Origin of the sequence: Kribbella sp. CA-253562, assembly GCF_050942265.1 — a bacterium.
Classification (GTDB): Bacteria; Actinomycetota; Actinomycetes; order Propionibacteriales; family Kribbellaceae; genus Kribbella.
Genome location: NZ_CP192049.1, coordinates 1,333,112 through 1,359,473, shown reverse-complemented (window position 1 = coordinate 1,359,473; position 26,362 = coordinate 1,333,112). Strand labels below are relative to the sequence as shown.

Below are 26,362 nucleotides of genomic sequence, written 5' to 3'. Positions count from 1 at the left end.
TATCGGCGTTGAGGTCCCGCGGCATCACCACAGGTGCAGGAAGCTCCGTACGTCGTCATAGCCATCGATGGCACGGCCGTCCACGTCCGTCGGCTCCTTCTCAGCTCGCGCTGCCAGTGACACCGCCAGGGCCAGGGCTTCATCGCTGAGACGGCCGAAGCGTCGAGCAGTGTGTCCTAGGCACAGGCGGCCAGCCCCAGCAGCGGACTCCCCGGCACAGCCCGCGTCCCGACCTGCACGCACCAGAACTCGACGAAGTCCGCGTCGTCGTCGTTCAACGCGGTCCCGACCAGAACTCCCGCCGCCTCGCCCTCTGCGGAGCGGTCACGAAGAGCCCGCTCCAACGTCTCAATCACCACCGCGTGAGGCAGCGCAGAAGGGCTCTCAAAGCTCAGATGAGAATGCACGCCGCGAGACTACGCGGAATGCAGCCAACAGGCGCCTGCTGCCGCCCCAACCCACGCGACGGGGTGAACGTCGCCTGATGCGGCACTAGTCGAGCTCCGTGGCTGGTCTTGGGTCGTCGTCGGGGCAGGTGTGGCGGTACGCAGCCCGGACGTCGAGCCGGCGTCTGGCTAGGTTGAGATAACAAGCGGAGCACCCAGATCACATGCCACGAGCCTCGCAAGATCGGTCTGGAGTGGACGGGATACTTATGCCCGCCAGAGACCAATCAACCCCCGCCGCCAGTTTCAACGTTCAATTTGGCGAATTGATTCTGAGCCCTTCCACGCGACAGAGGTCGATGACAATCTGAGAAGTCGAACAAGTTCGCGCGAGCGGATTGTCGTACCGGCCGTGGGCCGGCTCGTTCCAGGGTGGTTTCCGGCGTCGCGCGGACCCGAAGGGGGACTCCGTGTCGAGGTTGTCGCGAGTTTGGCTGGAGAGCGGGTTGGCCCTGCTCTTCGCTGTGGCCGCGGCCGCAACCGTGGTGTGGCCGCGTTGGATCGAAGACTTGACAGGTCTAGAGCCGGATGGTAGGTCCGGTGGTGCGGAATGGGGATTCGTCGTTGTCCTCGGTGCACTCGCTGCGACAGCCGCTGGCCTGTCACGGTTGGAGTACGTCCGCTGGCGGGCTGAGAGACAAAATCCAAGTGCCGGCTGAGCAGGTCGACTCCTAGGATTCGGGTCCACAGTGTGCTTCCGTCTGCAAGGCAAACCTGCCGCGTGATCAACCACGTGTGGGCCAAACCACGCTTGAGTGAAGGAGGCAGGAGAATGCCGCCTCGGAGAAGACGAACCACCGCGCCCCGGGCTGCTCGGAGGCCAAAGCCGTCGCCAGTAGCGAAGCCACCCGCAGGCGTACTGGGCCCACCGGCGCCCCCGCGGCCAGAACCCATCCTGGAGACGGACTGGCAGAATATCCCGCTGAGACCGCGTGATGACCGCAAGGCTTGGACGAAGCACCGCGTCGGCCGTCACACGTTCCTGACTCCAAAGGGCCCCCGCTTCGGGTGGGTACCAGTTCACGACCCAACTAGCGATCATGGCGGCCATGTCACCGGTTTGAGTGGGACCATCGTTCAGGAACCTGACGTGTCGCCCTCGGATCTGCCGTTCCTTCACCCGTTCGGCAACGACTTTGAGTTCCATGTTGCCCCCGATCCGGCCTACTTCGACTTGTTGGCCGGTACAGGGGACGACCTGTACACCAAGTCCACTAAGAGGGCGCGGCAGGAATTCGGGCTTAACGTGCCGAACGTGATCGGCATGGAATGGGATGAAGGGATGGTCCCTGCGCAATACCACCCCAAGCTCGGAGACCGGGTGTGTCTGTGGGGCCGCTGGATCATCGACGCCGGCCACAACGACTTCCACACCGAGATCCACCCGCCGCTGCTGATGGTGTCGGCCCGTCCCACACGCAGCCAGTTCCAGCCACAAGGTGCGCGCACGAAGGACGCAACCGCGTGTCTGCTGATCTCCAGGCCGTACCTCGTGAGTCAACTTTTCAACAACGGCCCCTTCGATGAGACAGGGCTCTATGGCCACCTGGTCCACGAGTGGGCTGACGTGCAGCTTGGTGTGTCGTCTCTGATCAAGGCGCACCCCAAGCTGACCCGGATGCCGTTCGAGGGCTTGAACATCATGATGTTCAAGCTCCGGCCGCCCACGCCCCGGAAGGACGCCCGCGATCAGTTGATGGTTACGTTCGAGCTCACGCGTCGCGACGACAGCTGTGCCATCGACCTGCTACGCGGAACTGACGGTGATTCCGTGCGGGTATTGATCGTATTCAACGATGCGAGTTACAAGCCGCCCACAAGCCCGCCATCGCGAAATCGGCGGTACAAGGTCGCGGACATCAAGCGGCTGGATTCCACGGCCGGCACCATCATGGAGGGCGCCATCTTCACCAGTTTGGGCGTCGCTCCGCATGCCGGCGTGATCCTGAACCGTGGAATCGAAACCCATGAATTCCCAAGGCTTGCCGCCCCGCCGCTAGGCCCTTCGACTACCGCTGAGGTCGACGACCTGCGCGCGGATGTGCCGCCCGATAACTCTCATCCGTTCCCAATCGCCGGGAAGATCACCGTGGAGTGGAGGCGGTTCAGCATCGTCGCACCAGGTGACACCACCACTAAGCGGATCTCGGGGTAGGACTTTTCCCGCGGCTCCATGGACCGCGGAACGGGACGTGCTGCTCACCCCTGGTGACGGCCCATCCTCTAGTACCGATTGTGGCTACATAAGGCCTGTTATCGGGCGCAATGATCGGCTCTAGCGAAGTGCCTCTAAGCCACCTGAGGCGGTGCGGTGCCAGCGCCGCCCAGCGACGTCTCGGAACGTAATCCCAACATCGAGGACCTTCGGCGTGCTGGGGTCCAACCACAGAGCGTGCCGGCGCGCCTCACCTGCGCCGAGGAAGTCCCAGCCGACCTCAGCAGCAACGAATCGTCGTAGGTCCCATGGCCACCTGCTCACGCCGCTCGTGGAAATTGATCCATGGATCTCGTGACCGAGAAGGAGATCTCCAGGCTCGAGCCCGGGATCGCTTACGAACAGGGCTGCTGGCCGAACTGCGTTGATCGGGCTAGAGCTCCCGTTGGCGACAAGGATGCTCATCAGCTGGCCATGGGAACGGCCGGTGTGGGTCACCCGCTGCAGGGAGATCAACTTAGCCTGCTCGCGATAGCGTTCCTCAAGCGAGGCCCGCTGCTGGCGGAGAGCCTGGCGGAGCGCAGTTGCCGCGATCAGCGCAGCTGCCGTCGTGCCGATGGCCTCAAATGACTCGGGATTCCAACCCCAACCTGACACAGTGTGGACGGTAGCCGGGCGGCCCCGGCGTAGCCAGGGGTCGGACCAGCCCGTCTCTTCTAGACGGCGACCAGGTCAAGGCGGCCGGCCGAATCGCGCGGCGCCCGATTGCCACGCCGTCCTCGACGCCTGGTTTGGCCTCGGCTCCCCCGCCTTCGCGACGAAGCGCTTGGGAAGCGATCGATCAGCAGCAGTGATCGGTCTCAGAACGGCACGTCAAGTTGGCTAATTGCCTCCTTCGCCCATTCAGTTGCTCCGTCCCCCGCGCCGCGGGACAAGCCGATCGCGACCGGAGCCAGCAGGCCTTGGATCCGTTCGAGTGCGGCCCGAACCTTGCTGCGGTTCGGCTCAGCCTCCACAACCTCGTTCAGCAGCTCGGTGGCAGGACCCTGGATCCGTTCTTGCACGTCCTCGCCGATCCCACTGTCTGGAATCTGCTGAAGCAGGGTTGCAACGGCTGCCGCCAGCGTCTCGTAGCCGGCCGCGACCTGCTGAGGGTTGGCTTGGGTCTGCGATGCCGACCCGTTCATCCAAGCGAGCTGGGCGTTGTTCGCGTCGCCGTGGATGACAGGCCCGTAGTAGTTGTTGATGTCCCCACCTGCTGCTTCTGCGAAGCCGAGCATCGGTGACTGCTCAGCCTGCACCGGGACCCTTATCGGGTGCCGGTCGAACTCACGTTGCAACTCGCGGGTGAACCGCGCGATGCCCTGCTTGTTGATCTGGAAGCCCTTTGGCATCGGACCTCTTCCTCCTGTCCGCACCCGACGACGTACCAAAGCGGCCGCACTCGGTGTACGGCGATGAGGTACGCCAGGTAGGGTCCACTACGCGCTCTCAGCAAAGAACACACCGGACCCCGCTCGGTGGTCGACCCGGCTCGCGGTCGCTCGACAGCGGGGTCTCCCATGTGCTTAACCAGTGTCGCACGTCGCGCCGACAGGCAGTTATCCCTTTATATAAAGGCGAACGGGGCATGAGAACCCCGCTGCGGGTTCTCTGAAGGCTCCTTGCGCAGTGACTCCTCTCAGCGCCAGGTAAACGTTCCGGTGCTCGGGTCCCAGTCGTAACGCGGATAACGACCCCATGAGGGTGCACGGCGTCGACCCGGCTGCTGAACTCCGTTCACCACAGCACCCGGCCAGCCTCGACGACTCGGCTGCCAGTACGGCGTACCCACCAGCACGCCGGCGATCGCGTCCGGCGGGAGATTTAGCTCAGACCTATCGGGATCGACGGGGACCCGCCACTCTCTCTCGTGGAGCCAGTCGGAAGGCCGTGCCGGGTCAGTGTCCAAGCGAACTGTCCACGCTCGCTGCTCATCGTTGAGGCCGTCCAGCGGGACCCGCGGGTACCACACCGGACCGCCTCCGACGTCGTACACCCACTGCCGATGCAGGAACACTCCCCACGGCGGGAAGCCGCGGCTGCTGAGTAGCCAGTGAACGTGATTCCAAGGTGCTTCGGCCAAGCTGACCATCGGACGCGGTGACCCGTGCGGATGACCGGCGAGAAGGCGCTGCTCCCAAAGGATGTTGTCGAGACGTTCCGGCCATGTCAGGTGGGCGACTGACGGCAGTTGAGTCGGTGCCGTCTCGGGCGGCCGGCCGCAGAAGTGCAGAAGCAACTCAGACTGAGCGGGGCCGGGTGCCCGCAGCGCAGGCAACGTGCCCACGTAGACCATCAGCGATCCGAGCGCCCAGCGGCGGGATCCGTCTTAGCTACAGCAGCGGCGTACAGCCCTTCAGGCGGGTTGTCCCAGGGCAGCGGGCCGAGTACACCGTTGGCCTGGTGGCCTTCGGTGGTGCAGCCCTTGAAGGGACCATCGGGGTCGAGGATGCGCGGCATGTGGTGGTCGGCGTGGTCGCGCCACCACACGCTCATCCCGGTGCCGGGTTCGAGGCGCAGTGCTTCCCAGGAGCGCCACAGCGCGTCGAGCCGGGCGGTGACCTCGGGGTGTTTCCACCACTGCTTGCGCCACGTGCGCCGGGCGGCGATCTCGCGCCGGTAGGCGCGGGCGAAGAACTGGGCGACGAACTCGGGCTTGCGTGTTCTCTGGCGTCGGTGGAACGTGGCAGATCCGTGCCTTGGCGCCGGACCAAGCTGTTGACGTGCATACCTCGAATCCCTGCTCCAACGCGGGCGCGCATCGACCTCGGTCCGGAAATTCCTGAATTTATGGACTATGCTGGGTGTATGGCGAGCTATACGATGACCGAAGCGAACAAGAAGACCGCCGAGATGGTGAACGAGGCCCGGTACGGGCATCGGCCAGTCCTGATTACCGACCACGGCAAGCCCGCAGCCGCGGTCATCTCAACGGAGCTCCTTGCCCGGTACGAGGCGCTGGAGGCTGCCGCCGACAAGGCCGTGATCGACGAGATCCGCGCCCGCGGCCCGCAGTGGGTGCCGGCCGACGAAGCTAACCGCCGGATGGACGAGATTCTGGCCGAGGCTGACGCCGCGGATCAGCGCCGGTGACCGACCGGCACCTGTTCTTTGACACTGCCTGGTTCGACGCATTCCGCGAGCTCGCGGCCATCGACCGCACGACGGCCCGCCGGGTGATGGTCGCGGTCAACGCACTTGCCCGCGACCCGGAACTGCCGGGCAGCGTGCACTGGGGCGACAGCTCCTTCTACCGGCTCCACGTCGGCGAATACCGCGTCCTGTACGAAGTCGACGACGACACCGTCCGCGTCTGGTCACTCGGCCGGACTCCGTGAATCGAGAGGAGCCACACACCCGATGAACACGACCGACCAGCCGTACTCCGCGTTCGGGGAGAACTTTGACAACGTGCCGACGGCGATGATGTACGAAGTCTTCGCCGCGGCCGGGGCCGACCTCACGGCCCGCTACATGCGGTTCAACCGGAGCGCTTCGACCCAGGAAGAGCAGGACGCCTGGTGGGCGAAAGTTCTCCAGCTGCGCAACCTCAAGAACAGCGTTCCCGCTCACGACCGGGCAGCGCTGATCGAGCACATCCACCAGTGGCGGGCGGAGCTGACGGAGCTCGACACGGACGGTCGTGGCTGAGGCCAGCGACTACTTCCTGTCCGAAGATCAGTTGAGGGCGGTGTTCGAGGAGAAGGTTCTCGACTTCGTCTTCGGTCAGTACCAGCCACAGGAGCGGCCTGTGCTCGTCCTGCTCGGTGCGCAGCCGGCGGCCGGCAAGTCTCAGGCGATGGCGTCGGTCCAGCAACGGCACGCGGACAGCCAGCTGGTGCCGCTGATAGGTGACGATCTGCGCGTCCTGCACCCCGACCACGACATGCTGCTGAGCAACGAGCCGTGACTGTTTCCCGATGCGACCGCGCAAGCCACGGCTCACTGGCTCAAGTGGAGCATCGAACACGCCCGCAAGGAGAAGTACAGCCTGGTTGTCGAGGGCACCTTCCGCGACCCGCAGGTGCCGCTGGCCACGGCCGAGAGGTTCGCGGCCAGCCACGTGGTGGAGGTTGTCAGCCTGGCGGTGCGTGAAGAAGTCAGCCGTCTCGACAGCGAGTGGCGGTTCCTGGCAATCGGGAGGTGGACCCCACCGCCATTTCACGACCTGGCCTACCAGACGATGCCCGAAACCATCCGGGTGCTGGCCGGCAGCCCGGCCGTCCAGCGCATCACCATCACCGACCGAACCGGCGACGACCTGTACGTGCTGGACAAGCCCTCCGAGCGCCCCGTGAATCCCGCCGACGCCGAACGTGCCCTGCTGAACATCCGGTCACGGCCACTGCCAGTTGACGAGGCGTATGGCTGGATGGCCCGGCAACGCGCCACCGTCATCACCTACGCCGTACGCGGCGCCATCAACGACACCTCGCGCCCCACCCTCGCGTGGATCACCCGCGAGGACGCCCCGCGGATCATGCCCATGGCCGCCCCCCGCCCCGACAGCGAGCTCTGCAGCACCTACGAGGCCGTCCAGCCCATGCTCGAGGCAATCGTCGACGAGCCGCTCCAGCCCAGCCTGCCGCTGCGACTGCGCACCGATCAGGAGCTGCAAGCCACGACTGCGGCCCGCGACCAGGAGCCGGGCCAGCCGGAACTAGCGGCCGAGACCGCACGCCGTGCCGCGCTCTCGCCGGGCCAGCGCGAAGCCGAGCAGCTGATCCAGCAGCAGCTGCACGCCGCGCTGTTCCCCGACGACGCCGGCAACCAGGAACTGCAGGACGCGCTCGCCGATCCCGACGTTCAAGCCGCTCGCGACGCGGTGGCAAGCAGCAACCCCACGACCGCCAGCAAGACCTCCCGGACGCGACCCTCTGCGCAACCAGGCACGAGCCGGTCGTGGCAGTCCGGCGTCGACCCTGCTGCCGGCCTGGACTGACCTCGGCACCGACAGCCCGGCCCCCGGGCCGGAAGAAGGAGCCGACTCCGTCGGCGCGGTTGCTGCTCGTTCCCTCCCCTCCTGGCTCTCCATCGTCACCCGACACTCCCGGTGCGCAACCGCAGCCGGCCCAGGCGCGTGTTTCTGCGCTGCGCTGCGCCCACGCGCGCCGCCGGCGGTTGCACCCCACTCGCTTACGGGTTCGGAGTTCCGCGCCAGGAGGGGGCGAACACAGTCGGCCAACCCGAGCGCTGACGGCCTTGTCGCCTGGCACCAACAGGAGAGCCAAGTGAGCATGCCCGCATTCGAGGCCCGCCAGGACGCCAACGGTTGGTACATCTGGGACCTCACACACGACGTGCTGGTCGGCTACTGGGGCGGCAAGAAAGAGGCCGAGGCCGATGCCGCAGAGATGAGCGGACAGGCCCCCGCGCCGAACCTGCGGATCTTCGAGACCCGCTACTCCCCCATCGGCTGGTACGTGCACGACCGCTGGACCGACGACATGGTCGGTGACTACCACGACGACCGCGAGTCTGCCGAGGCCGAGGCCAAGGCGCTCACCGACGAGGCCGCCGGCGGCCCCGAGAAGACGGCCCCCCTCGTCTGACCGCGCACACCAGCAGCCAGTGCGCCGGAGGAGACCGCAATCTTCACCGACGCCCCGAAGAGACCAACCTTGGTGTCCTCGTCAACCCGTGCGGCAGCGACCCCGCCATTGCCGCCGTGATGCGCGCCGGCCAGCTGAGCTGGCTAGCTGATCAGGGAAGGGCATCCTCGGCTGCGTCAAAGTCGGACTCGACCTCGAACACTCCTGGTGCCACCTCTCTAGAAGAGGCGCGAATTCTCGCGTGCCACTTTGTCGGCCACTGAGTCTGCGTCGACCAGCGCACGCCGCCGAGTGGAACGCTTCTGAGGTCGAGGTTCGTGAGGTCGGCGTTCTCGGCGTCAGTCAACGTCTGGTCGAGACGATGGATGATCGCGATCAGGTTGTGAAGATCTGTTCCCTCGCCCAACACAACGACGCGTACATCGGGTGCGGGGTACTTGAGGCCGTCGGCCTTGAGGGTCTCCAAGCTCCGAGTTAGGTCCGTGTTTGCGAGCCCGTTCGCGTAGGGACGCGCATCATGACCTAGAGGTCGAGCAAGAATCTCTAGACTGGCCAAGCCGAGACCCCGCGTTACCTCGATGAGGTTGCGACGGACCCTGGCTACGGCAAAGTCAGGGGCGACGAGCCGGAGGACCGAGGCAGAGATCGCCAAACGAGCGTTCGTGCGTGCCTTCTGCAGACCCTCACTTGGTAAATGCAGGTCCTCCAGAGCAGCGCGAGTCCCCTCCGCGAAGAGGCGAGCTCTCTGAAGGTCGGACTGCAAGTCTTCACGTCGCGCGTCGGCCAACAGTTGATCTAAGGCGACCGAGCGCGCCGCCAACCGGCTCGCGGTCACAAATCCCGCAATTTCCTCCGCCGAGAACAGCGAGCGTGCGACCAAGCGGTCTCTGGCAGGCAACGCAGAAAGGTTCTCAACGAAGGCCTTCAGCGCCGCGGTCCAGGTTGGGTTCTGCTGTAGATCACCGCTGACGTAGTCGCGGGCCACGCCACCTCCCGATCCCTCCAAAAGGATACCATCGGAGCGGTTCCAGGGAGATCCGAGAATCTTCCAGGGCGACACTGGGGACTGATTCGGGGACGACCGATAGGCGTCCGGGCCGCCGGACTGTTGCCGGAAGGCGGGGGTCGAGTCGGTCAGGGCCGAAAAGAACCGACCTAGGCGGCTGTCTCCGGTGTGGGGAGCAGGGGAGAACGCGGGTGTCGAATCGGAGATGGCAGTTAGTAACCGCCGACCGAAGCCTTCACTTCTCGTCATCTTCACCTACCTCCAACTCATCCGCGTCCTCTCCAGTGTCACCCGATGGAGCAAGCGCCAGTGCGTACTGGCCAGCCTTCTTCACCGCAGCCGGGGCTACAGCACCGATCCCGAAGATCATCCAAACCGTTGGCCCCTGCACCAAGGTTGAGGCCGCCCCCGCGGTGACCCCGGCGATGAAAAGATGAACGACGAGCGCCGCCAGATAGGCCCCGCCGCCCGGGCCCTTCGGGCGGCGCCAGGGTTTGCCGCCCTTGACCCGCGCCGCCGCTTCCAAGTAGTTGACGCCACGGTTTGCCGCGCCGCCCAGCATGCCCCAAAGGACGAACTCCCACATCCGGCGAAACCTACGGCATCGGCTGCGCCGCGTCGATTGCGCGGAAGGTCTTGAGACACCGATCAGTTCTCGACCACCGGTGGGTGCACCAACGTCGAAGCTACGCCCCAGGGGAGCGGTGTCATCCGGCGTCCAGCGTTCGGCAAACGATCGTTTGTTTGAGCGGGTGGACAGCGTCTCAACGAGTCAACGGTGGTCTCGACGACGTCCGGGACGCCGATCGTGAAGGACTGGGTGTAGGCCTTGCCCTGTGCGGACCTCTCGCGATCGCCCGCCTCCGCTCCCTGATCCTCTCGACCGCCGAGTAGCCCTTCACCGCTTCGCCAAACCCCTGTTGCAAGTACCTGCAAAAAGCTTCGCCGTGCCGCTCGGCTGCTGCAGGCTGTGACGGCTGGAGTTCCGGGTAGACGATGAAGGGGTCTCAGAGATGATCAGAAGGTCTGTTTCCGCTGGGGTGGCTGTCGCGGCCGGGTTGGCCTGTCTGGCCGCTCCGCTGTCCAGCCAGGCGGCCGTCACCGCATATCCGACGGCTCCGTTCGAGGTGAGGTACGGAAACACCTATGCGGTGGGCACCGTGACCTTCTTCGCTCGCAGCGTAAGGGCCCAGACGTCGGTCAGGTCGGTGAGTTCGACAGACTGCCGCTTCGTTCGGGTCGAGGCACTCAACTCAGGCGGGCACCGGATGTACGCCGGGGCGTACGGCGACTCCCCGGTAGTCTGCAACGTTGACGGGACCGGGCCTGTCGACGCGCCGGCAGACGTTGCCGGCGGCGCTGCCTCGGTCCGAGTGGTTCTGATGGCCTACAACCTGACGACCGGTGCCGAGAAGGCCCTCAATTCGCAGCGGGTCTTTCCCTGACAGGACCCGCTCAGCAGGTCGCCGGGCGGCAGCCTCAAGAACTGCCGCCCGGCTCCGCTCGCTGATCCTTTCCACTGCCGAGTAGCTGTTGTCGCCTGCCCGGCATGACAGGAGTGTCACCGGCCTCCGTGCTGGCAGGGCTGTTCGTCTCCGAGGACCTTCGGCTCCGTTCGATGTCATTATCGTGTCGCTCCCGACCTGCCGTACCGCTCGGACTCCTTCGACGGGGTGATCCTGGCCGACTTCCGCTGGCCGAGCTCGAGGACCTCATCGCGGGCACTCCGCCTGCTCGAACTCAGGCCGAGGCGAGACCGCGACCACTCATAGCTCCTCCAGCTCTCAACCCAGCCCCTCGCCGTCCGCGAGCCTGTACTGCGCGCCGCGTAATCGACTGCCCATATCGAGGGCAGGGTCGCGTCGGACCTTTTCTTTGCCCCAACAAGGTCGCTCGACTGAAGGACTCCCCTCGGGCATACAGAGCTGAGACTCCTCCGTCTGGGCGTAGTAGAGGTGTTCGGCAAACGATCGTTTGTTGAGCGGGTGGACAGCGTCTCGTACGAGTCGACGGTGGTCTCGAAGACGTCCGGGGACGCCGATCGTGAAGGACTGGGTGTAGGTCTAGCCCCCCGTGCGGACGTCGACCTGCAGCCGGCTGGACAGCGCGTTCACGACGGACACACCCACGCCGTGCAGACCACCGGACACCTTGTACCCGCCGCCGCCGAACTTGCCGCCGGCGTGCAGCACGGTCAGCACCACGGTGACGGCCGGCTTGCCCTCGGACTCGACGATGCCGACCGGGATGCCGCGACCGTTGTCGACGACGCGGACGCCGCCGTCGGGCAGCAGGGTGACGTGGATCTTGTCGCAGTAGCCGGCGAGTGCCTCGTCGACGGCGTTGTCGACCACCTCGTAGACCAGGTGGTGCAGACCCCGCTCACCGGTGGACCCGATGTACATGCCCGGCCGCTTCCGGACCGCGTCGAAGCCCTGGATCGCGTTGTGTTTGTCAAGACAGATTGGGTTGCATGTTGTTGCAGTATCAACACATTGAGTTACATGCAGGTGCAATATAACGTTCAAGCGCTTACTCACCGCCCAAAAAGGAGTATCGCTAGTGAATGTCAAGCTTGGTCTCAAGTCGGCTCTAGCCGTACCGCTGGCTGCCGTCACCGTCCTGATCGTCGGCGCCGGGTCTGCGCAGGCCGCTACCAGTCCCAGCCCGTCGGTCACCCGCGCGCCGAACGTTATCCAGGCGGTGGGGCTTCCCTACACTATGCGGGTGACTGGATTGTCTGGTGGCAGTGGTGGCGTGCAGAGTCCCGTCTTCGCAACCAACTCCGCCGGACAGATCTGCGTCGACCCCGCTCTGGGCAACGAGCGCGACGCTGACAGCGGCGTCAACAACAGCAACTTCCGGATCGAGGTCGTGAAGGACAACTCGATCAGCGACGAACTGCAGCGAACGATCCAGTTCACGCTTGGGAGCCAGCCCAAGTCGTGTGTTAGCGGCTTGACCACCAACCACAACTACTTCATCCGAGTCAAGAAGAACGTTTTCGTCTCAGGTCAGCTCATGGGCGGAACCGTGGCCATCAGCTACTCGTGATTCCAAGCAGCCTTGTTGTTCCGGCAGCCGTGGTGGCACTCGCGTTCCTTGCGTGGGTGCTGCTCCGGCTGGTCCGGCTGACCCAGCAACGCGACGTCGTGCGAGCTACCCGACTCGCTACCGTCTGTGGTGTGTTGTGGGTGCTCGGACTTTTGCTGGTGACCCTCGGAGGCAGGCCTCGAGATGCCACCGGATACGTGCTCTTCAACTGGGTCCCGTTCGCCACTCAGACCGCAGCGTCAACCTCCGAAATCGTTGTGAACTTCCTGTTGTTCATGCCAGCCGGGCTCCTCCTGCCGTGGATCGCGCGCCACGCTTCACGGCAACGGATCACCGTGGTCGCGCTGGTAGGTGCAGCTCTGATCTCCTCAGTGATCGAAGTCCTGCAAACTTTCACTCCGCTAGGAACCGCGGGCGACTTCACAGACATCCTGCTCAACACCGCTGGCTGCACGATCGCGACGGTCCTCGCCTCGAACGTTTACTGGTTGATCTCCGAGCAGCCCGTGCGGTCATCTGTAGGAGCCAGACAACGCCTGCAATAGCGCCGGCGAGACCGCTACGAGGTCAGCTGAGCTACCTTCGAGCCGAACCTGATGAGTTGGCTGCGTCGAAGACTTCCCGGATGTCTGTGGGACCCGTCCGCGATCCTTGACCTCATAGCCGTTCGCGCGAGCCCACTCCTTCACAGTGCGAGCATCGGCACCGATGGTCGAGCGGGTGACTTTCTTGCCTCGCCTGTTCCTGATCGGCCGCGCCGCTTCGACGTAGGCAGCCAGCACCTTGCGGAGCGCCGCGGCGTTCCTGGTACTGAGGTCGATCTCGTACGAGCTACCGTCGAGCCCAAAGGTCACGGTCTCCCCTTTGCCGGCAGGAACATCGCTGCCGTCGAGATCATCCGTAAGCAGGATCTCTACTTCCTGAGCCACTAGTCGCCTCTCCAAGTGAACGATGCACTAGTGCGCAGCATTGCGCACTGACGCGCCGCAGGGGCGGATCGACACCAATGCAGCACGGCTCCCTCGTCAACCCAACGACCGCACGATCACCCCGCGTGACCCCAGGTCGGAGCAAGCTGCTCAAAGACCCGCCATGCTGCGCCGCCCCGCCGACGACACAACCCGGCGCGCGAGGTCCTGAAAGAAGCCGCCGGCCGCGGCCGAGGCAGCGGAGACGGGGACGCCGAAAAGTAGCCGTCCTGGTTGCTCCGTCGACCGCGGCGATGATCTTGCACCTGGTCCATCGAGCATGACTTGCTCCTAAGACGCCGTCGCCGTCATTTGTTCTCGGAGTGGCTCTCGCTCTGGAGCGCGCCATTGGGATCCTGCGGCCACAGGAACGACTTGGCGATCGGCGCAGCGGCCCCGATGGCCTCCAGCGAGCCGGAGGCCCGGTACACGTCGCGAACGAACCTGAGCCACAAGGCCCAGCCGACGAGGCGGCAGACGGCCACAACGGCGACGGCCGCCGCGGCGCAGACGAACGGCAGGACAGCGAGCACAGCAAGTCTCCACTCCTCACAGGCCCGGACTGCGAGACTTGGTCGACTCGGTGGTGCTTCGTTTCAGGTGGGGTCCAGCTCGTCAGGGTCGAGGCAACGACCGATCCTTCCCGCTCCGGTGCCGGGCTTGCCGAACCCAACTCCGGCAGACACTGCGAGCGCTCAGACCACACTGACGTTCTCTGAAACTTCGGGCTGACCGTATCCGCTCAGCCCGCCGGCCACGGCCTGGGCCGCAACCGGCTCGCAGTCTAGGACATCTCCCCGCACCGACACGCCGGTATCGACCCGGGTGAGCGTGCCGATCGAATCGACTGTGCAGGAGAGTCCGTTGGCCAAGCAGGCCGCCGCGATCGCCCGCCATGCGGGTCAGGGGCGAAGACGCGACCTCAACTGCCAGCGGATCCAGCCGCACTCTGGGATCAGCCCGATCGGAACCGGCGTCGACGCTGCCGAAGCCCGTAGGGGTTTGCAATCTCATCGAACTGGGTTCGGATCCATGAAACCCGTCAGATCACCACGAAAGCACGATTTCGTGTGCCCCTAGCAGCTAACTCCCTTCTCTGAAGGGTGGCCGACGCGTATACGACACGGTGACGGCCCAAGACAACTCATCAGCCGCCTGGTTGCAGCTTGTTGCGGATGCTGTAACGCCCGCTACACCTCTAACGATGTAGCGGTCGCCCGGTCCAGCCGGTGACCGCCCGTCACCGCCGCTTGTCCCGTGTGACCGGGCGTGAGGTGGGGGGTTTGCCGCATGTTCGAACTCAGTCGTTCTCAGCGTGTCCGGATCCAGCTGCCACGCTTCGTCGCTGCGGTGGCGTCGTTGGCGCTGCTCGTATCGACACTGGAGGCCAGCCAGGCCACCGCCGCGCCCGTCGAAGATCCGTCACCGGCTGCGCATCACCAGAAGGTGCCTTCGCGGCCCGATGTGGTGTCCGCGGCGGTATCGGCGCGGGCACAGGGCAGCCGGGTCGAGGTGGAATCGCTGCGCGACGAGACCTCGTCGACGTGGGCGAACCCCGACGGCACGATGACCACCGAGGCACACGCGGCGCCGATCCGGTTCAAGGACACCGGCGGTGCGTGGCGTGACATCGACCTGAACCTGCAGAAGGGTCTCGACGGCACCGTCGCGCCCCGCGGGCACAAGAACGGCCTGACGCTGGGCAAGCGCAACGACGCGCCCGGGCAGGTGTTCGCGTTCGCCGACTCCGGCGCCGGCCGCCAGGTCGAGTGGGTCTCGCCGTGGAAGCTGCCCGAACCGACCCTCGACGGCCCGAAGGCCACCTACGCCGACGTGCAGCCCGGTGTCGACCTGGTCCTGGATGCCCGCCGCGACGGGTTCGAGAACGACTTCGTCGTCAAGCAGCGCCCGACCGCGGCGCCGGAGTGGCGGATCCCGCTGCGCACCAAGGGCCTGACCGCCAAGCAGCTGGCCGACGGTTCGATCGAGTTCGTCGACGCCAAGAACGTCGCCCACTCCCGGATCCCGGTCGGCTACATGTGGGACTCGGCAATGACCGGCGAGGAAGACAAGAAGCCGGTCAAGGTCACCGTGGAGCAGGCCTCACCGGGTAAGGCGACGCTGGTGATCGCGCCGGACGCCGCCTGGTTCATGGACCCGGCCCGCGCCTTCCCGGTGACGGTGGATCCGACGTATGTGTCGGGGACGACGAAGGCGGGGTTCGACACCTGGGTCCGTTCCGGTGTCACCACCGACCAGTCCGCCTCGACGGATCTCCAGGTCGGCTACGACGGGTCGTTCTGGGCGCGGTCGTTCCTGAACTTCACTACCGCCCAGTTCGCCGGCAAGGACATCGTGTCGGCCAACATTTCACTGTGGCAGCACTCGTCACTGTCGTGCACGCCGACCTCGATGTCGGTCCGTTCCTCCACCCCCGCGACCACGGCGTCGCGCTGGACCGACCAGCCGACGCTCGGTACGTCGTACGGGTCGGTGTCGTCGGCCAAGGGCTTCTCCGCCTCGTGCCCGGGCGGGCGAATCACCGTTCCGATGACCGACCTGGCCAAAGCCTGGTCGACCGCGACCTACCCGACCGGTGGTCTGGCGCTGGTCGCGACCAACGAGCAGGACGCCACGACCTACAAGAAGTTCTACTCCACTGCCGGTATCGCGGACCCGTTCATCACGCTGACGTGGAACCGGCCTCCGGCGGTCCCGGCGATCCCGACCTTCGTGTCCGCGGCCGCCTACGCTCCGCCGAACGGTGCCAGTGCGCTGTACTCGCCGTACTTGAAGCCGTGGGTGTCGACCAAGGCATCTGATGCCGACGGCAACACCGTGAAGTACCTGTTCGAGTTCCACACCTCCCCTGAGGGACCGACCAGCCTCAAGGCCACCTGTACCTCTGCGGTCTACGCCTCCGGCACCACCGCGGGCTGCCAGCCCAACGTGAACCTGCCCGAGAACACCGCGATCTACGTCAAGGCCAAGGCCAACGACGGCCGCCGCGACTCGGCCTGGTCCGGCTGGAGCCCGATCCGGATCGGGTCGCTGCAGCCGGCCGGTCCGTCGATCTCGTGCCCGAGCCCGTACGCGATCAACTCCTGGCAGGACAACAAACCCACCGCCGACGTCACCTGCACCATCAGCGCGACCGGCACCGGGTTCAACGCGCCCGGCTACATCCGGGTCACCGCCGATGGCAAACCGGTGACGACCAACTTCACCGGCGGCGCCGCCGGCCAGATCAAGATCACCCCGTCCAGCGACCCCGCGGTCGCCAAGACCACCGTCACCTTCAACAAGGAGACATCGGGCCTGCACCGCATCACTGCCCAGGCCGAATCGCCGGCCGGGCGGTTGTCGGGCAGCGCGTCGTACAGCTTCGGCTGGGGTGGCTCCGGGATCACCTCGCCGACGGTCAGTCCGCGGATCACGACCAGCGACAGGATCAAGATCGAAGCGTCCGGTCCGCCGAGGGGGCAGTCGGCCACGGTGGAGGCCAGAGTTCGCTGGCGCGTTTCCGGGTACGGCGGGTCGGCGTACGACACAGTCGGCTGGAACGTCGACACCACTCCGCTTCCGCTGACCGACAACGGTGCTGGCGGCGTCGTGGTGGCAACGACGTGGGATACCACCAATGCAGAGGTCGACGCTCATCTCGACGCCGACCCCAGCACGCCCGCGGTCGAACCAACGACGCTGAACAAGCGTGTCCCGGTCCTTCTGGACGTGCAGGTGTGCTTCACCTACGCCTCGTCGACGCAGTGCACCTGGTCGCAGGAACCAGGCACCACCGTGCAGCGGGTGCCGCACGCCTTCGGCAACGGCTTCCCGACCGCTGATGCCGGGCCGGGCCAGGTCGCATTGTGGACGGGTGAGTTCAATACCGACTCCACCGATATCTCGGTTCCCGGCTACACCGGTGACCTGACCATCTCGCGGTCGCACTCCAGCTATGCCGGCCCCGGGAACACCGTCAACGGTGTCTTCGGTCCCGGTTGGGTCGGTAACTTCGACGGTGCCGACGCCGGGGCCGCCGGCATGGAGGTCGTGGACTCGACCCGTACCGACGGCACGATCGCGCTGGTTGATGGCGACGGCACCGCGCTGGTGTATGAGTCGCCGACCGGCCAGCGCCGCACTGGTGCAGCCTTCGCTACCGGCACGTGGGTACCGGCTGACGAGGACACCGAACTCGAGGCTGCCAAGCTGACCATCACCGGTACAGGTGCTTCGACCACGTTGTCTTACATCGAAGACGACGGCACCATCACCACCTGGACCTCGGCCGCCGCGCCCACCGCGACCACCGACACGCTGTTCCGGGCGGCAGGGGTCGCCGAGCCGGGCGTCGCCTCGAAGACGACCTACTCCTACGACGGCACCGGACGCATCGCCCGGATCCTCGCTCCGGCACCGCCCGGCGTGACGTGCCCGGCCACCGGCACACTCAACCCCGGCTGCCGCGCGCTGCGGTTCGTTTACGCCACCATCAACGGCCAGGTCCGGTTGAGCGAGGCCTACCTGGACATCTACAACCCCGACAAGGTCGGCGGCGCCGGCATGGACTCGATCAAGGTCGCCACCTACACCTACGAGACCGGCGGCAAGGTCCGGCTGCTGAAGGTGACCGACCCGCGGTCGAACCTGTCCACCGAGTACACCTACAACGGCTTCGACGACCTGACCACGATCAAGCCCGCCGGTCAGACGCCGTACCAGCTCAACTACGTACCTGAGATTGACGGCGACGACCAGGATCTCGACACCGTCACCCGCGCACGTCCCACCGGCGACCCGGCCGGCGGCACCGCGACCCTGGCCAAGATGATCTACAGCGTGCCGCTATCGGGACCCGGTCTGCCCGACCTGTCCACGAGCGCGGTCGCGGGTTGGAACCAGAAGATCGCGCCGACGAAGGGCGTCGCGGTCTTCGGACCCGACCACGAGCTCAGCAGCGCGCCGGGCGCGGATGACTGGCAGTACGCCGAGCTGCAGTACACCGACGCCTCTGGTTACACCGTCAACACCGCCAAGTACGGCGCCGGCGACTGGCAGTACACCGCCACCGACTACAACGACCAAGGCAACGTCGTCCGGGAACTCGACGAACGCGCCCTGCGGCAGATCATCGACAGCCAAAACACCGAAGAGCCTGTCAGCGGCGCCATGGTCGACCAGCTCGCCACCTTGACCGTCTACAACCAGGACATCTCCAACGGCAGCACGGTCGTGACGCCGGCGGGGACGATGGTGACCGACATCTACGGCCCGGCGCGCAACGCCGTCCTCAAGGACGGCAGCGTGAAGTGGGTCCGTCCCCACACTCACACCGATTTCGACCAGTTCGCACCCAACGGCGGTATCAACCCCGACACGACCCTGCCGTACCGGTTGGCGACGACCGAAACGTCGTGGGCGCACGACCCTGGCAACGGTGGTGACCTCGAGAGAACGTCGCAGAGCCTTACCGAGTACGGCGACGCCACCGGCTGGGCCCGCAGCCTGCCCGCCAAGACCGCGACCGACGTCAACCTCAACGGCGGTGCCATCGAAGATGGCATCGACATCGTCAAGAAGACTTTGTACGACGCCGAAGGCCGCGTCATCCAAACCCAGCAGCCGAACTCCAACGGCAGCGACGCCGGCACCACCAAGACCGTCTACTACACCGCGGCCGCAAACGCGACGTTCACCGATTGCGGTCTTAAGCCGCAGTGGGCCGGCCTGGTCTGCAAGACCTACCCCGCTGCCGCACCCACCGGTCCGTCCGGTGCCACACCGACTCTGCCCACGACCACGACCACCGCGTTCAATTACCTGCTCGCGCCCAAGACCGTCGTTGAGACCTCCGGCGCGGTGACCCGCACCAACACCACCACGTACCTGCTTGACGGACGCACCGCCTCCACCAAGACCGTGGTCAGCGGTCTGGCCGGGTCCGCCCCGAACACCGAGAAGGTCACCACCTACGACCCGGCCACCGGCCAGCCGACTGTGGTCACCGCCAAGAACGCCGACAACACCGTTGCCGGCACCATCACCACCGGGTACGACAGTTGGGGCCGCCAAACCACCTACCAACCGTCCGGTGAGCAGGTGACCACCACCGTGTACGACGCGGCCGGCCGGACCAAGACCGTCACCGACGCCAACGGTTCCACCACCTACACCTACGACGGCACCGACGCCGCCGGAAAGGCCGAGCGCCGCGGCCTGGCCACCAAGGTCGACGTCACCACCGCAGGCTCCACCTGGACCTCGACCGGCGCCTACGACGCCGACGGCTCCATGACGATCCAGAAACTGCCCGGCGGCATCACCCAGTACAACGACGTCGACAACACCGGCGAACCCGTCGGCCTGCGCTACACCGGCCAAACCACCACCCTCAACGACGACGGCACCACTACCATCGACCCCAACGGCGGCTGGCTGTCGTGGTCGATCGACAACGACGTCACCGGACGGGTCGCCCGCGAATGGACCCCCGACGGCGCCGCGTTCACCGGACCAGCCGGTGATGCTCCAGGTGATGCGATCCCGTACGACCGCGCCTACAGCTACGACAACGCCGGCCGCCTGACCCAGGTCAAGGACCGCACCGCCGCCACCACCGGCGTCGACATCACCGATCCCACCACGGCCCCGTGCGTCACCCGCACCTACGGCTTCGACCGCAACGACAACCGCCTCACCAAGACAACAGCCACATCCGGACCTGACGGCGCCTGCCCCACCACCGCCGGCACCACCACCACCCGTGCCTTCGACACCGCCGACCGCCCCGTCACCGGCGCCAACGGAACCGGCAACTACACCTACGACCAACTCGGTCGAACCACCACCCTGCCTGCCTCCGACGCACCCAACCCAGCCGCCGGCAACGTCACCCTCGGCTACTACGACAACGACCTCGCCCACACCATCACCCAAGGCGGAACCACCACCACGTTCACCCTCGATGGTCTCGACCGCCGTGCAGCCGAGACCATCGCTACTGCCACCGGCAGCACTCAGAAGGTCCGGCACTACACCGACACGTCCGACAACCCCACCTGGGTCAGCGACGGCTCTACCACTGAGCGCTACGCCGAACTTGTCGGCGGAGACCTGGCCCTTACTGTTGACCAAGCCGGTAAGGCCAATCTGGCCTTCGCAAACAGTCATGGCGATGTTGTGACTACCGTCGATCTACCGTTCGCTGGCGGGGCTGCCACGTCCATCACCGGCTGGAACAGCTATGAGGAATACGGCAAACCCATTACTGATACCACCAATACCGGCAGTATCACTTATGCCTGGCTCGGCGCTAAGCAGCGCGCCACCTCTGGTGCTGCCCTGGTCCTCATGGGGGCGCGTCTTTACAATCCGTCCACCGGATTGTTCGGGTCTGTCGATCCAGTGGACGGTGGTGGTGCTAACAGTTACGCGTACCCGACTGATCCGGTGAACCAGCAAGATCTGGATGGCCGGTGGTGGCGGAGAGCCAAGAGGTGGGTCAGTCGGCATCGAGGAACCATTGCGACTGTCGCCGCCACCGCTGGGTGCCTGGCGCCGGGTGTCGGATGGGCTGCGTGCGGTGCTCTGCAGGCTGCGGCGTATGGGGTCCGGGCTCAACAGAGAGCGAGTCGTGGTGGTGGTTGGCGGAAAACGTGGCGCAGAAATGCTGGAGATGCGTTCTTCACCGCCGCAGGTTTTGGTATCGGTCGGGCGTTCCAGGCTGGCTTCTATACCAAATATCCGAGATGGGGCGGACGACGCATCAAGAATCCAATCAATGGAGGGTGGAAGGCGAGAGGCGTGACCGCTGGTTTGAAGAGCACGCCGGGCGCAATCTACAATCACGGAAACCGAGCGAATCGGTACGTCCGGCGCAACTGGCGCAGATGGAGGAACCTTGACTTTTAAGGCACGGAAGATCGTTTTGCCGCTGGCTGTGGCAGTCTCCCTGTTGGCGGCAATGTGCTTACTCGCTATCTTTGACGAGTTTGCCGGTCTTCCTGCTGTTGCTAAGTGGTTAATCTCAGGGGTGGTCGTGCCCTTGAGTGCCTGGAGAGTTCTGCGAACCGGCGTCAAAGTATCCGAGTCGGGAATAACGCTACGAAATATCTTCAGAGACATCCATGTGCCGTGGGCATCGATCAAGGATGTTCGCGTGACTGATAGTTCCGGCGTCCTTGGTCGTACCGAACTGCCATGTATCGATACACCTCAGGGTGAAAAGGAGATTCTTTGGCTTGCCGGTTACACATTCAAAGGGGTGAATAACCGAGTCGCCAGTCAAACTGAGGCGATTCGAACCTATTGGATCACTCGGCAGGGAAAAGGATCCAGTTGAAGATTTATAGGTGAGAGTTCGCTCCGCTCTTCCAGCTGGCAGTGCGCAGGCGTGCGATGGTTTGCCTGCGCACTGCGCTGCGTTGCCAGCCGTGCGCTTGACTTTAGCCGGGCGTTCTGGTGGACGAGTGGCTACTCATGCTCAGTCGAGAGTGCGTGCGCCCGTTCGACAAACGATCGATTTCCGAACACTGCGCGCGGCCGGCCCGGCTCGGACGCGCCACGCTGGCGATGGTGTTCGGAAACCCGTTCGGAAACAGCTAGTGTCCGAACAGCTAAACGAACACGTTTGCCGAACGCAAGGAGTGTGGATGGCTCTCGTCGGACTGGTTCGCGTCAGCACCAGAGCTCAGGAGACCGCCCGGCAGCACGATGCGCTCGACCCGATCTGCGTGAAGGTCTTCGAGGAGAAGCTGTCGGGCACGTTGCGCACCGAGGACCGGCCCGAACTGACCGAGGCGTTGGGCTACCTGCGTGAGGGCGACATGCTGACCGTGCAAGAGGTTGACCGGCTCGGTCGCAACTTGCTCGAGGGACTGATCGTGCTGAACGACCTGTTCCAGCGTGGCGTGGCAGTCAAGGTGCTTGAAGGCATCGCCGCTGGCGAGCACGTCGAGCGGTCCCTGATTCTCGATCTGGCCCTCGCGCTGGCCGAAGACCGGCGTCGCGACATCGCCAGGAAGACCAAGAACGGTCTCGACTCCGCCCGGGCCCGCGGCCGCGTCGGCGGCAGGCCCACCGTGGTCGACGCCGACAAGCGCCGAGCGATCCTCGCGCGCCGGGCCGAACGCGAAACGCTCCGCACCATCGCCAAGGGCGTCGGCGTCAGCCTGGCCGTCGTACACCGTGTCGTCACCGAGCACGAAGCCCAGCTGGAGCTGAGCGCCGCCCAGCCCAACGAGCAGCAAGTGGGCGGCGTCTCGCTGCCGATGCCGGCACCGCCGACGACGTCGTTGTGCCCGGGCTGCGGCCACCGGCCGAACGGCCAGCGCGACCACCGGTTGCTCCGCGACGCACTCGGAACCGTTTGGCTCCTTCCTGACCCTGACCGGCCGGGCGAAGTGCGCGAGCACTGGTACTGCGACCACTGCCAGCCGCACGGTGCCGACATGGTCATGTGCCCGTGCGGCGGCGACAGCGTGATGACCAGCGCCGAACTGGCCGGCCATGCCGACATCAGCACCAGCGCAGTGACCCGCTGGCTCACCAGCCACGGCTGGGTCCACCACGAGGGCACCTGGTACTGCGGCCGCCACTCCTCCCCCGCTGACCAGTGACAGCGAGCGCGGACTCGCTCTCGGACCCGTCCGACGAACTCCTGTCCCTGACCGAGGTGGGGCGGATCCTCGGCACGACGAGGATGACGGTTCACCGCATGGCGGTCGCCGGCCAGTTCGAAGGGGCGTACCAGGGGCCGCCGCGGAAGAACTGGCAGATCCCCCGGGCCAGTGCCGAGCGCGTCGCCGTCGAGTGGAGCCGGCGCATCAGCACCGGCGAGGCCGCCGCGATGCTCGGCGTCGGTACCGACAAGTTCCGCGAGCTCCTCCGGACCGGCGTGCTGACCCGGCACCGCTACAGCCCTCACCCCATCTCGATCGACGAAGTCCAACACCTCATCAACACCGGCGCCCTCACCGACCCTGTCCACCGCGGCCGCATCCCCACCCGCCAAGCCGCACAGCAACTCGGCCTCAACCCCAACACGCTCTCCCACCTCGCCACTGCCGACCGGATCCCCGCGACCCGCGACCGGCACGGCAGATGGTGGTTCTCGCCCGGGCACGTCGAGCTGTACCGACACGCACGTACCGCAAGCCGTGATCGGTCACGGTCGGGTGAACCTCCTGTCGCTCTTCCGCCGACTCGGAGATAACCGCTGTATGCCTAGGACGCCAGCCAGGACGGAAGGGTCAAGTGGGGATCTGAAGCCGCCGGCAGGTTGAGCAGGCGAGTGGCGCTGTCTGGCCCCGGGGTCGTGTCGGAGAAGTCAACGCCGCCGTCATAGAGGACCACTTCATCGAAGTCCATGGTGCCCCCGGCGAACTCTGCGCCGCGGAAGTCGTCCCTGGGAGAAGAGCCCCTGCCGAAGTCGACGACGCCGCCAGTGAACGCCGCCTGGCGGAAGTCGACGGAGCTGCCGGTGAACTTGGCGTTCGGAAAGTCGACGCTGCCCCCGGCAAACTCGGCGCGGCGGAAGTCGACGGTGCCGCCGGTGAACCTCATGTCCGCGAAGGCCAGAACGTTCCATGGGAATTCGGGGTCAGGCGTGAACCTCGCACGCTGGAACGCGAGGGTGCCGGCGGTGAGCACCGCGTTGTCGAACCAGACCTCGCAACCGGCAAACTCCGCGCCGCGGAACTGGACAGTCGCACCGGTGAACTTCGCTCCACTGAAGTTGAGGGTGCCGCCGGTTAGCTGCGCACGATCGAAGTGCGCCGTGCCGCGGGTGAACCTTGCGCCAGCGAAGTCAACCATCCCCCCGGTGATTCGCGCGCCATGGAAGGAGACCGTGGCTCCGGTGAATCTCGCGCCGCGGAACTCGACCTTGCCGCGAGTGAAACGCGCATCGGAGAAGTCAACCAAGCCGCCCGTGAACTCCGCGCCAGAGAAGATGACGAGGCCTCCAGCGAACTGGGCGCCGCGGAAGTCACCACCGTCGAACACCGCTCCGTTGAAATCGAAGAGGCGTCCTCGCCACGAGGGCTCGGCGGAGGGCTGGAGGTGGCCGCTGATGAGGGCGATCACGCTATACCGAACCTCCCGTTCACCGAGGTCACCCGTATCGGGATCCGGCTCGTAGGGCAGTCTCAGGTACGCGCACAGCACGTCGATGCACTGCTGACGCTGTTCGACCCAGTCGTCTGCGAGGCGAGCCATTGCGTAAATGCCCGCGAGCCGGACGGCGGCCTTGTCACTGCCGATGAGGTCCGCGGCGTCTTGGTAGCGGCTGCTGAAAAGCCGTCGGTCGTCGCGGTGACTGCCGGCCTCATCGGTACGGGCGCGGCGGTAACCGACAACCAGAGCGAAAGCGGCCCCGATCCCTGCCGCAAGCCCCAGGGCGATTTTGACGAGATCGGCAAGAAGCTTCTGCTGGTCAGCGGCCGGAAGCGCCGGCTGAACGCTTCCTCCCAAATGCGGCGAGACCCCGAGCAGCCATGCCAGGAACAGATAGAGACCAACCGCGCCTCCGATTGCGAGGGCCACAGCTCCAAGTCCGTGCAGCAAAAGCGGCCCAAAAGCAGGCGTCCGAGCAAGATCACGATCGCGCCGCCAACGGTCTCGTTCAGCAGGCATCCGGGAGTCCCTCTCTATGCGCGCTCGAGCTGGAGCTATGACGCGCCGCGGTCGATCATCGTGCCCGCCCAGTGTGACTGGTGCTGCCTTGGTCGCCAGTCCTACCGCACGAGGTGATTCCGTGCGCGGATCCCACGCGGTAGGCCGTCCGGCGTTGTGCTGGTCTCTCGTCGGTCAGGCGCCCCCCGGGTGCGCGCGCCAGCAGGTGGATGTCCAGTTGCCCCTGGTCGAGCGCAGCGAGTCTGGACAATCACCTGATGGTGTGTGGAGGCTTGCCCGCCTGATTGATGAGAGACCACCTACGACTTCCTCTCCGAGAGAGGGCCGGGGGTCCGGGGGCGGAGCCCCTGGGGTCCTTCCGCTCCGTTTGCTCTGCGGTGGGGAACAGGTCGAAGTTCGCGATCTTGGTCCAGCGGATCATCCGCAGCAATACGGGTCGATCCAGCAGTTTCCGTTGTGGTCCCCGGGGGCCGGCATGATTCCCTCGGCCGCCGGGGACGCACGGCGTGAGATTGTGCGGGACGCTGAGGATGCGGTCGGCGAACGCCGAGTACAGCTGGCAGGACGGGTTGCCGTCGACCACGTGGAACTGGCGCATCGGCGGTACGCCGGCAGTGACTCGTCACCCTGGTGCTTCTCTCGAGTTGTCGGCGGGATCTTTAGGCGGATCGCCTGCGTCGTGGCGCCGCGGCGGCAACTGCAGGATGAACTGGCGGCGCGGCGATCTAGCGGTAATCACCTGCAGGACTTCCAGCCGATATTTGCGGTCCGCTGGAGTTGCGGCTTGCAGGGCTTGGCGGGCCACGCGGTCGATCGTCCTCTCGCGGTAGATCTCGGCGCAGCCCCAAACCACCACCGCCGCGACGACCACAAGGAACCAGGTCAGCACGCTGCCCACTGCCCTTGTCGATCGAGGACCGTAGAGTCCACGGTGCCCCCCTTCCATGGGGTTGTTGTTGGCGGCTCCACCGGTGCAAGCGGTGGAGCCGTCGCCTCTCTCACCCCAGGTATCGGCACCTAGCGGTGCGCACCCACGACGAGCTCGACTACCGCCGAGTCAAACGCCCGAGACAGCTAACGTCTCGTCGAGAACCTGGTGGCACGGACTACTGTGCGCCAGAGCCGCGACAGAATTTCCCTCAATCGGCTCCGATCGGCCGCCACAGCACCCGTAGAGCGGTCTCGGTAGTTCTCGTTCAGGCGTGTAGCGGGCCGGTCTGCGGTCCTCGATGAACTCGTCGGCGCCGTGGAAGAGCGTGGACTTGATAGCGCGGTCGATGCCGCTGATCCGCTCGATGTTGTTCTTGATCACGACGTCGATGTCCAGGTAGTTCTGAAGCGAACTGGCAGCTGACCGAGCAGGTTTACCGGTTCGATGACGTTCCGGCGAGCAGTTGAACTGGCTCCCGGCAGAGATGCCTTTCGGCCATGTTCTTCACGTCGTAGGCGAGCATGCACGGACCCAGCTGGCCAACAGCGCCACCTGCCCAGCAAAACGACGT

General features: G+C 65.6%; 22 protein-coding genes and 3 pseudogenes. 14 read left to right on the top strand and 11 right to left on the bottom strand.

Annotated features, from left to right (window positions below):
- Positions 1-176 precede the first annotated feature (176 nt).
- Positions 177-359 carry a hypothetical protein gene (locus tag ACQPXM_RS06595; RefSeq protein WP_432945821.1) on the bottom strand — a complete coding sequence of 61 codons (183 nt, stop codon included), beginning with the start codon at positions 357-359 and terminating at the stop codon, positions 177-179.
- A gap of 1,177 nt (positions 360-1,536) precedes the next feature.
- Between ACQPXM_RS06595 and ACQPXM_RS06590 the strand changes: the two genes are divergently transcribed.
- Both ACQPXM_RS06590 and ACQPXM_RS06585 read left to right on the top strand, forming a co-directional pair.
- Entirely contained in the window at positions 1,537-2,601 is a 1,065-nt protein-coding gene (locus tag ACQPXM_RS06590; RefSeq protein WP_432945819.1) for a hypothetical protein, read from the top strand.
- A gap of 345 nt (positions 2,602-2,946) precedes the next feature.
- The gene (locus ACQPXM_RS06585; protein WP_432945817.1) at positions 2,947-3,231 is read left to right on the top strand and encodes a hypothetical protein; all 285 of its coding nucleotides are present in this window, start codon (positions 2,947-2,949) and stop codon (positions 3,229-3,231) included.
- Positions 3,232-3,461: 230 nt separating this feature from the next.
- Here the strand turns inward: ACQPXM_RS06585 and ACQPXM_RS06580 are convergent, their stop codons facing one another.
- A complete protein-coding gene (locus ACQPXM_RS06580; protein ID WP_432945815.1) occupies positions 3,462-3,995 on the bottom strand; it encodes a hypothetical protein in 534 nt (177 codons plus the stop codon).
- Between the two features lie 943 nt (positions 3,996-4,938).
- Positions 4,939-5,523: a DUF4913 domain-containing protein gene (locus ACQPXM_RS06575; protein WP_432945813.1), complete on the bottom strand. Its 585-nt coding sequence runs from the start codon at positions 5,521-5,523 to the stop codon at positions 4,939-4,941.
- On the opposite strand from ACQPXM_RS06575, the gene ACQPXM_RS06570 reads away from it, so the two are divergent.
- The 5 genes and pseudogenes from ACQPXM_RS06570 to ACQPXM_RS06550 all read left to right on the top strand — a co-directional run bounded on the left by ACQPXM_RS06570 (position 5,434) and on the right by ACQPXM_RS06550 (position 8,195).
- Positions 5,434-5,736, top strand: coding sequence for a type II toxin-antitoxin system Phd/YefM family antitoxin (locus ACQPXM_RS06570; RefSeq protein WP_432945811.1), 303 nt, complete (start codon positions 5,434-5,436; stop codon positions 5,734-5,736). The two genes, ACQPXM_RS06575 and ACQPXM_RS06570, sit on opposite strands and share 90 nt — an antisense overlap.
- Positions 5,733-5,981: a type II toxin-antitoxin system RelE family toxin gene (locus ACQPXM_RS06565; protein ID WP_432945809.1), complete on the top strand. Its 249-nt coding sequence runs from the start codon at positions 5,733-5,735 to the stop codon at positions 5,979-5,981. Before ACQPXM_RS06570 ends, ACQPXM_RS06565 begins: the two co-directional genes overlap by 4 nt.
- A 22-nt stretch (positions 5,982-6,003) precedes the next feature.
- Positions 6,004-6,294: a hypothetical protein gene (locus tag ACQPXM_RS06560; RefSeq protein WP_432945807.1), complete on the top strand. Its 291-nt coding sequence runs from the start codon at positions 6,004-6,006 to the stop codon at positions 6,292-6,294.
- Positions 6,287-7,585, top strand: a pseudogene (locus ACQPXM_RS06555) (zeta toxin family protein). The gene ACQPXM_RS06560 and the pseudogene ACQPXM_RS06555 overlap by 8 nt, the downstream one beginning before the upstream one ends.
- Positions 7,586-7,874: 289 nt before the next feature.
- Positions 7,875-8,195 carry a hypothetical protein gene (locus ACQPXM_RS06550; protein WP_432945805.1) on the top strand — a complete coding sequence of 107 codons (321 nt, stop codon included), beginning with the start codon at positions 7,875-7,877 and terminating at the stop codon, positions 8,193-8,195.
- 151 nt (positions 8,196-8,346) lie between these two features.
- Here ACQPXM_RS06550 and ACQPXM_RS06545 read toward each other — a convergent pair whose 3' ends face one another.
- Positions 8,347-9,180: a hypothetical protein gene (locus ACQPXM_RS06545; protein WP_432945803.1), complete on the bottom strand. Its 834-nt coding sequence runs from the start codon at positions 9,178-9,180 to the stop codon at positions 8,347-8,349.
- Positions 9,181-9,436: 256 nt separating this feature from the next.
- The gene (locus ACQPXM_RS06540) at positions 9,437-9,787 is read right to left on the bottom strand and encodes a hypothetical protein (RefSeq protein WP_432945801.1); all 351 of its coding nucleotides are present in this window, start codon (positions 9,785-9,787) and stop codon (positions 9,437-9,439) included.
- 427 nt (positions 9,788-10,214) lie between these two features.
- On the opposite strand from ACQPXM_RS06540, the gene ACQPXM_RS06535 reads away from it, so the two are divergent.
- A complete protein-coding gene (locus ACQPXM_RS06535; RefSeq protein ID WP_432945799.1) occupies positions 10,215-10,646 on the top strand; it encodes a hypothetical protein in 432 nt (143 codons plus the stop codon).
- 536 nt (positions 10,647-11,182) lie between these two features.
- On the opposite strand, the pseudogene ACQPXM_RS06530 reads toward ACQPXM_RS06535, so the two are convergent.
- Positions 11,183-11,666 (bottom strand): annotated as a pseudogene (locus ACQPXM_RS06530) (ATP-binding protein); the annotation flags it as partial.
- A 97-nt stretch (positions 11,667-11,763) separates the two neighbouring features.
- On the opposite strand from ACQPXM_RS06530, the gene ACQPXM_RS06525 reads away from it, so the two are divergent.
- Together ACQPXM_RS06525 and ACQPXM_RS06520 are read left to right on the top strand one after the other, a co-directional pair.
- Positions 11,764-12,255: a hypothetical protein gene (locus tag ACQPXM_RS06525; protein WP_432945797.1), complete on the top strand. Its 492-nt coding sequence runs from the start codon at positions 11,764-11,766 to the stop codon at positions 12,253-12,255.
- Positions 12,252-12,800, top strand: a complete 549-nt coding sequence (locus tag ACQPXM_RS06520; protein WP_432945795.1) for a VanZ family protein — start codon at positions 12,252-12,254, stop codon at positions 12,798-12,800. The genes ACQPXM_RS06525 and ACQPXM_RS06520 overlap by 4 nt, the downstream gene beginning before the upstream one ends.
- A gap of 31 nt (positions 12,801-12,831) precedes the next feature.
- Here the strand turns inward: ACQPXM_RS06520 and ACQPXM_RS06515 are convergent.
- Together ACQPXM_RS06515 and ACQPXM_RS06510 are read right to left on the bottom strand one after the other, a co-directional pair.
- A pseudogene (locus ACQPXM_RS06515) lies at positions 12,832-13,184 on the bottom strand (histone-like nucleoid-structuring protein Lsr2).
- Positions 13,185-13,531: 347 nt separating this feature from the next.
- Entirely contained in the window at positions 13,532-13,756 is a 225-nt protein-coding gene (locus ACQPXM_RS06510; protein ID WP_077012165.1) for a hypothetical protein, read from the bottom strand.
- A gap of 817 nt (positions 13,757-14,573) precedes the next feature.
- On the opposite strand from ACQPXM_RS06510, the gene ACQPXM_RS06505 reads away from it, so the two are divergent.
- The 4 genes from ACQPXM_RS06505 to ACQPXM_RS06490 all read left to right on the top strand — a co-directional run bounded on the left by ACQPXM_RS06505 (position 14,574) and on the right by ACQPXM_RS06490 (position 23,439).
- Complete coding sequence (locus tag ACQPXM_RS06505) at positions 14,574-21,137, top strand: RHS repeat-associated core domain-containing protein (RefSeq protein ID WP_432950958.1); 6,564 nt, start codon at positions 14,574-14,576, stop codon at positions 21,135-21,137.
- Positions 21,127-21,567 carry a PH domain-containing protein gene (locus ACQPXM_RS06500; protein WP_432945791.1) on the top strand — a complete coding sequence of 147 codons (441 nt, stop codon included), beginning with the start codon at positions 21,127-21,129 and terminating at the stop codon, positions 21,565-21,567. The genes ACQPXM_RS06505 and ACQPXM_RS06500 overlap by 11 nt, the downstream gene beginning before the upstream one ends.
- A 310-nt stretch (positions 21,568-21,877) precedes the next feature.
- The gene (locus ACQPXM_RS06495; protein ID WP_432945789.1) at positions 21,878-22,843 is read left to right on the top strand and encodes a recombinase family protein; all 966 of its coding nucleotides are present in this window, start codon (positions 21,878-21,880) and stop codon (positions 22,841-22,843) included.
- Entirely contained in the window at positions 22,840-23,439 is a 600-nt protein-coding gene (locus ACQPXM_RS06490; RefSeq protein ID WP_432945787.1) for a hypothetical protein, read from the top strand. The genes ACQPXM_RS06495 and ACQPXM_RS06490 overlap by 4 nt, the downstream gene beginning before the upstream one ends.
- 11 nt (positions 23,440-23,450) lie before the next feature.
- Here the strand turns inward: ACQPXM_RS06490 and ACQPXM_RS06485 are convergent, their stop codons facing one another.
- The 3 genes from ACQPXM_RS06485 to ACQPXM_RS06475 all read right to left on the bottom strand — a co-directional run bounded on the left by ACQPXM_RS06485 (position 23,451) and on the right by ACQPXM_RS06475 (position 26,172).
- Positions 23,451-24,770, bottom strand: a complete 1,320-nt coding sequence (locus ACQPXM_RS06485) for a pentapeptide repeat-containing protein (protein ID WP_432945785.1) — start codon at positions 24,768-24,770, stop codon at positions 23,451-23,453.
- Between the two features lie 712 nt (positions 24,771-25,482).
- Positions 25,483-25,758: a hypothetical protein gene (locus ACQPXM_RS06480; RefSeq protein WP_432945783.1), complete on the bottom strand. Its 276-nt coding sequence runs from the start codon at positions 25,756-25,758 to the stop codon at positions 25,483-25,485.
- A 159-nt stretch (positions 25,759-25,917) separates the two neighbouring features.
- A complete protein-coding gene (locus tag ACQPXM_RS06475; protein WP_432945782.1) occupies positions 25,918-26,172 on the bottom strand; it encodes a hypothetical protein in 255 nt (84 codons plus the stop codon).
- Positions 26,173-26,362: the final 190 nt, after the last annotated feature.

Excerpts from the sequence above, each read along its gene's own strand:
- ACQPXM_RS06570 (WP_432945811.1), top strand. The coding sequence starts at position 5,434 with ATGGACTATGCTGGGTGTATGGCGAGCTATACGATGACCGAAGCGAAC.
- ACQPXM_RS06585 (WP_432945817.1), top strand. The coding sequence starts at position 2,947 with ATGGATCTCGTGACCGAGAAGGAGATCTCCAGGCTCGAGCCCGGGATC.
- ACQPXM_RS06540 (WP_432945801.1), bottom strand. The coding sequence starts at position 9,787 with ATGTGGGAGTTCGTCCTTTGGGGCATGCTGGGCGGCGCGGCAAACCGT.
- ACQPXM_RS06580 (WP_432945815.1), bottom strand. The coding sequence starts at position 3,995 with ATGCCAAAGGGCTTCCAGATCAACAAGCAGGGCATCGCGCGGTTCACC.
- ACQPXM_RS06560 (WP_432945807.1), top strand. The coding sequence starts at position 6,004 with ATGAACACGACCGACCAGCCGTACTCCGCGTTCGGGGAGAACTTTGAC.
- ACQPXM_RS06495 (WP_432945789.1), top strand. The coding sequence starts at position 21,878 with ATGGCTCTCGTCGGACTGGTTCGCGTCAGCACCAGAGCTCAGGAGACC.
- ACQPXM_RS06535 (WP_432945799.1), top strand. The coding sequence starts at position 10,215 with ATGATCAGAAGGTCTGTTTCCGCTGGGGTGGCTGTCGCGGCCGGGTTG.
- ACQPXM_RS06575 (WP_432945813.1), bottom strand. The coding sequence starts at position 5,523 with ATGCCCGTACCGGGCCTCGTTCACCATCTCGGCGGTCTTCTTGTTCGC.